Raw genomic sequence first — 4,854 nt, 5'->3', positions numbered from 1 at the left:
TCGTAGAACCACCCGACGTACTCGGCGGGCCGGACCACCCGCTCGGTCAGGCCGGGGACGGCGTGGAAGCCGAACCACCAGGGCGCGGGAAAGTCGCCACCGGGCAGCGTGCCCTCGATCAGCACGAGCCGCGACACCAGGTCCGGCCTGCGCAGCGCGGCGAGGAACGCACCGGGCACGCCCGCGTCGAGCGCGACGACGGTGGCCCGGCCGACGCGCTCGAGGAGCGCTTCGAGGTCGCGGGCGAGGGTGTCCGCGTCGAGCTGGTCGGACATCGTGCTCGCGCCGAATCCCCGCAGGTCGGGGGCCAGGACGCGATGCTGCGCGGCGAGCGGTCCGATGACCTCGGACCAGATCCGCCACGTGTGCGGGAACCCGTGCAGCAGCACGACCGGTGGCCCCTCGCCCGCGCTCGCGACGTTCAGCTCGATCCCGTTCACGGCGACCCGTTCCTCGGAGAGCATCCGACCTCCCTCGGTAACCAAAGGTGACCAGGTCACGGTAGGAGGGCATACTGGGTCGCGGAAGACGGCACTCCTGCGACAGGTGGTGAGCCCGAGGTGACCGGCGATCTCTTCTCCCCGCAGTGCCCCACCCGCACCCTGCTGGACCGGATCGGCACCAAGTGGATGTCCATGGCGGTCAAGGTGCTGGCCGAGACCGGCGAGCTGCGGTTCACCGACCTGCGGCGTCGGATGCCCGGTGTCTCGCAGAAGATGCTGTCGGTGACCCTGCAGAACCTGGTGGCCGACGGGCTGGCCGCCCGTCGCGTCGAGGACACCGTGCCGCCGCGCGTGCACTACCGGCTCACCGAGCTCGGGGAGTCCCTCGAGGTGCCGCTCGCGGCCCTGCGCGAGTGGGCCGAGGCGAACGTCGCGGAGATCGTTCAGGCGCGGGGGCGCAGCACGTAGCCCGTGTAGCCGTAGTCGGCGCCGAAACGCTCCCGAACCTCCATCTCGTAGCCCACCTCGGCCAGGCCCGCCGGGTCCGCGCCCGCGGCCCGCAGCTCCTCGATCCGGGCGGCGAGGGGCCCGTAGTAGGCGGCCCAGTCCGCGTCGGGCAGCACGTAGGTGGCCGCCACGGTCCAGCCCGCGGCGAGGGCGGCGGCGACGTTGCCCGCAGTCGTCCGCATCGCCGGGTAGCCCGCCGCCCAGAACTCGCGGGCCCCGGCCGACGGGTGGTCCGTGAGCCACTCGGCCTCGGTGAGGACGAGCGCGCCCCCGGGTGCGAGCAGGCTCCGCCACAGCTCCAGGGCACGGTCGAACCCCACGATGTACGCCGATCCCTCGGCCCAGACCAGGTCGAACGCGCCCGCGGGCAGCGGCAGGTCGTCCATCGAGGCCTTCAGCGTCCGCACGGGCAGCTCCCCGCGGGTGCGTTCGAGCTCGGCGAGGAACGGCTCGTGCAGGTCGACGGCGGTGACCTCGCCCCCGGTCAGCCGGGCCAGCGGGATCGACGACGCCCCCGTCCCGCAGCCGAGGTCGAGGATCCGGGCGGCGGACTCGGCACCCGCCAGCCGCAGCAGGAGCGCGGTCGTCGCCGCGGAGCCCGGGGCCTCGCGGGGGAGCCCGGTGTGGGCCTTCCAGAACAGGTCCTCGCTCACGCCCGGGAAGGTAGCCGAGTCGCGGTGTCGGTCGCCGCGGTTCTCGTTCGTGGGAGGGGCATGGCCATCGACCGCAGCTCGCTCGCGGTCATGCGCTGCGGCCCGCCCACCGGCCGGGTCCTGCACCGGAGGGCCGACCTGGAGGGCTCGGGCCTGCCTGGCGGGCTGACCGTCAGCCCGACAGGATCCAGAGCACGCCGAGGAGGGCGAGTGCGAGAACGGTGCCGAAGGCCAGCCTGAGGACTGCGCGCCAGCAGGCGCCGAGCGCCGCTCCAGCGACCAGCACGACGAGGAGCGGTCCATCCGGGGGTAGCTCGGACAGGGCGAGGTACACGGTGGCCTCCGTGAGTCGGCGGATCGGTGTCTCCGCGGCCGGCCGGCAGGGTGTGCCGTGGCCCACTCAGGGCACCACGACGGTCACGGATCGCCTGTCTCGCACGAGTAGCCAGCCGACGACTCTGTGAGACACGTGTCTCACCACACGGTCGACTGCGGTCGCCGATGAGACGGAGGCTCGGGGTGGGCAGCTTCAACCTGCTTCGCGACGAGATCGTGCACCTGATGGAGAGCGGACCGGGGTGGACGCGCAACCGGCTCTACGCCGAGATCGAGCGGCGGACCGACGGCAACCCGCCGATCAGCAGGGCCACCTTCTTCCGGTGGTTCGGCAGCCCGCCACGGGACGCCACCGCCGAGCTGCTCGCCTGCGTACCCGTCCTCGCGCAGATACTCGACACCCGAGAGCACGTCCTCTACCACCTCGCCGGCATCCTCCCGGTCGAGCTCGAGGCATCGATGACCTTGGCCAGCGCGGCCCGGGACTTCCGCATCGCGTCACGGGCGGCGTCGCGGGCGCTGTCACAGGTCGGTCTCTCCACGGCGGGTGAGGCTCTGATCGTGGACCGGATCCTGCACCACAAGCTGGACTACCGGATCACGGTGTGGCCCGTCGTCCGAGGCACCAGCAACCCCCTGCACCTTCGTTCGTGGGTGGCCATCCAGCCTGTCGAGCCGATGATCGGGCGGCAGCGGCCGAGGACGGCCGCGATCGAGCGGCGCCCGGTACGCGACCGGCGGGAGCACTTCCGGTACGAGGTGATCACGGACGGACTGTGGCGCTCGCTGGGCCTCCGCTGGCGGGACCCGTTGCCGATCGAGTGGCCCTACCCGAACGACCCGCCCGACCTGCTGGTGGAGATGGCGGTGGAGGAGCGGGACCGGGACCGGCCCGATCCTCGCCGTGCCACCTTCGACCCGGCGAGGATCCTCGTGCTCTCCGCGGTGTGGGGACACGTCGAGCCGCTCGTCTCCACACTCGCCGACGCCCTCCAGTGGGGCAGCTACGACCTGCGGAACCAGGGTTTCTCGTTCCTGGACGAGGACACGGAGAAGATCCAGTTCTGTCGCGAGACGCTGGCGGAGGCCGCGCCCCACTACGTGTGGGCGATCGCGGAGCCGGCATCCGTCACGCGGGCCCTCCGAAAGGAGATCGAGGCCGCGGCGGACACCCATCGCATCGTCTGGGTCTCCTACGGAGAGCTGTTCGCACGGACGGCCGCGAGGGCCTTCCGCCTCCGTCCAGCGGCTGTGGCCGCCTCGAGGCGAGCCGTGCGGGACGTGGTCGCCCGACTCAACACCCGACACGAGATCCTGCACGTCCACTACGCGGACGACGATCTCCGCTTCGAGGACCGCGGGAAGGAGTCGCTGGACAGGAACCTCCTGGTCGACCACGTCCGCTACACGGCAGGCGAGATCCTCAACCATCTCCACGACCACGGCGGGCCGCCGATCACCGCGTGGGGGCCGCGTTTCGACGACCTGAGGCGTGGCAGCAACCGCTACGCACACGTCCCGCCCCGGGGTACGACGGTCCGTCTGCTGGAGCGCGGCTCGGTGCGTTAGCCGGCCCGGGTGCCCTCGGCGCGGTCTCTCCCGGCCCTCAGAGGTAGGGCTTCAGGGCGGGGGCGAACGTCGTGGGGTCGTCGGCGAAGCCGGTGTGGCCGCCCGGGAACAGGACGGGCTCCACGGCGAGCCGCTCGGCGAGGGCCCGGCAGGCCCGGTCGCAGAGCTGTCCCGCCGAGTCGCGCCCGATCCCCACCACGATCCGGCTGTGCCGCAACGCCTCGACGTCCGGTACGAACCGGACGGACGGGCGCAGCTCGTGCGCGAACCAGAACCGCTCGTCGGCCACCTGCCGCGGGTCCCGCTCGCCCCCGAACCACTCCTCGACCGCGCCGGGCGGCATCGCGATGTCGGCGAGGGCGAAGAACTCGGACCAGGCCCCGACGACGTCGCCGTCCAGGTAGGTCCGGCACATCGCGTCCGTGCGCTCCCGCAGCTCCGCCCGGTCGGGGAGCATCTCGTCGAGCGGCGGCTCGTGGGCGATCACGGTCCGGACCAGGGCGGGATGCCGCTCGGCCAGGGCGAGCGCGGTCACGGCGCCCCCGCTGGACCCGAGCACGGCCGCCGGACCGGCGTCGGCGTGCGCGATCAGCGCGGCGAGGTCGTCCGCACGCTGCTCGGGCGTCGAGTCGGCATCCGGGTCGGCGACGCGGCTGCGGTGCACGCCCCGGGGGTCCGCGGTGAGCACGGTGTGGTCCGCGGCGAGGATCTCGGCCAGCGGGGCGAAGGCGTCGGCGTCCATCGGCGCGCCCACGAGGGCGACGAGGGAGCCGGTGCCGCGGAGCTCGTGGTGGAGGCGGGCGTCGGGCACGGTCAGGGTGGACATGGTGGTTCCTCTCCGTCGGTTCACCCTGACGACGGACGGGCACCCTCCGGATCGACACGACGTCCGAGGAAGGTGTGGACGATCCCGCGCTGCCAGCCCGTCATCGGCTGCACGGAGACGTCCGCCAGGCCGGCACCGCGCATCCGCTCGGCGAGGGCCGCGGCGCCGTCGAACTCCAGGACGCTGCGCCAGAGATAGCGGTAGAGATCGGCGTTCCCGGTGGCCCGCTTGCCCATCGGGATGATGATCGCCCAGCTCACCGCGGTCCAGGTCGCCCTGGCGCGCACGCTGTCTCGCACCGAGTACTCGTGCACGGCGAGCGGGGCGCCGGGGGCGAGGAGGTCGTGCATCGCGCGCAGGCCTGCGTCCCGGTCGGGGAGGTTGCGGACGAGGTAGGCGGCCAGGATGCCGTCGAACGGGCCGGTGATCCCGTTGTCGGCGAGGTCCTCCAGCCGCGAGTGCACGAACCGCACCCGGTCCGGCCACTCCTTGCCGCGGGCGACCTCGAGCATCTCCGCGG

At 72.8% G+C, this 4,854-nt stretch carries 7 protein-coding genes; 2 read left to right on the top strand and 5 right to left on the bottom strand.

All coding sequences use genetic code 11. The features are described 5' to 3' along the window. A partial coding sequence (locus H5J29_RS20990; RefSeq protein WP_181782755.1) for an alpha/beta fold hydrolase occupies positions 1–464 on the bottom strand: 464 nt, incomplete at its 3' end. Positions 465–560: 96 nt separating this feature from the next. On the opposite strand from H5J29_RS20990, the gene H5J29_RS20985 reads away from it, so the two are divergent. After that, on the top strand, positions 561–911 hold the full coding sequence (locus H5J29_RS20985; RefSeq protein ID WP_312858331.1) for a winged helix-turn-helix transcriptional regulator: 351 nt from the start codon (positions 561–563) through the stop codon (positions 909–911). On the opposite strand, the gene H5J29_RS20980 is transcribed toward H5J29_RS20985, so the two are convergent. Beyond that, the gene (locus tag H5J29_RS20980) at positions 887–1,603 is read right to left on the bottom strand and encodes a class I SAM-dependent methyltransferase (RefSeq protein ID WP_312858330.1); all 717 of its coding nucleotides are present in this window, start codon (positions 1,601–1,603) and stop codon (positions 887–889) included. The two genes, H5J29_RS20985 and H5J29_RS20980, sit on opposite strands and share 25 nt — an antisense overlap. Before the next feature lie 172 nt (positions 1,604–1,775). Continuing rightward, positions 1,776–1,937 (bottom strand): hypothetical protein, encoded by a 162-nt coding sequence (locus tag H5J29_RS35295; RefSeq protein WP_246394108.1) that lies wholly within the window; start codon positions 1,935–1,937, stop codon positions 1,776–1,778. A gap of 185 nt (positions 1,938–2,122) precedes the next feature. Between H5J29_RS35295 and H5J29_RS20975 the strand changes: the two genes are divergently transcribed. Further along, on the top strand, positions 2,123–3,508 hold the full coding sequence (locus H5J29_RS20975; protein ID WP_181782753.1) for a hypothetical protein: 1,386 nt from the start codon (positions 2,123–2,125) through the stop codon (positions 3,506–3,508). A 37-nt stretch (positions 3,509–3,545) separates the two neighbouring features. On the opposite strand, the gene H5J29_RS20970 is transcribed toward H5J29_RS20975, so the two are convergent. Together H5J29_RS20970 and H5J29_RS20965 are read right to left on the bottom strand one after the other, a co-directional pair. After that, positions 3,546–4,334 (bottom strand): alpha/beta fold hydrolase, encoded by a 789-nt coding sequence (locus H5J29_RS20970; protein ID WP_181782752.1) that lies wholly within the window; start codon positions 4,332–4,334, stop codon positions 3,546–3,548. 20 nt (positions 4,335–4,354) lie between these two features. Then, the coding region (locus tag H5J29_RS20965; RefSeq protein ID WP_181782751.1) for a class I SAM-dependent methyltransferase at positions 4,355–4,854 on the bottom strand (500 nt) is incomplete at its 5' end.

The organism is Pseudonocardia pini, from assembly GCF_013870575.1.
Taxonomy (GTDB): Bacteria; Actinomycetota; Actinomycetes; order Mycobacteriales; family Pseudonocardiaceae; genus Pseudonocardia; species Pseudonocardia pini.
Note: the sequence above shows the minus strand (reverse complement) of the source record. Positions and strands in the feature narration are given on the sequence as shown.

Bases quoted from the DNA above. Each gene is read 5' to 3' on its own strand.
- H5J29_RS20970 (WP_181782752.1), bottom strand. From the start codon at position 4,334: ATGTCCACCCTGACCGTGCCCGACGCCCGCCTCCACCACGAGCTCCGC.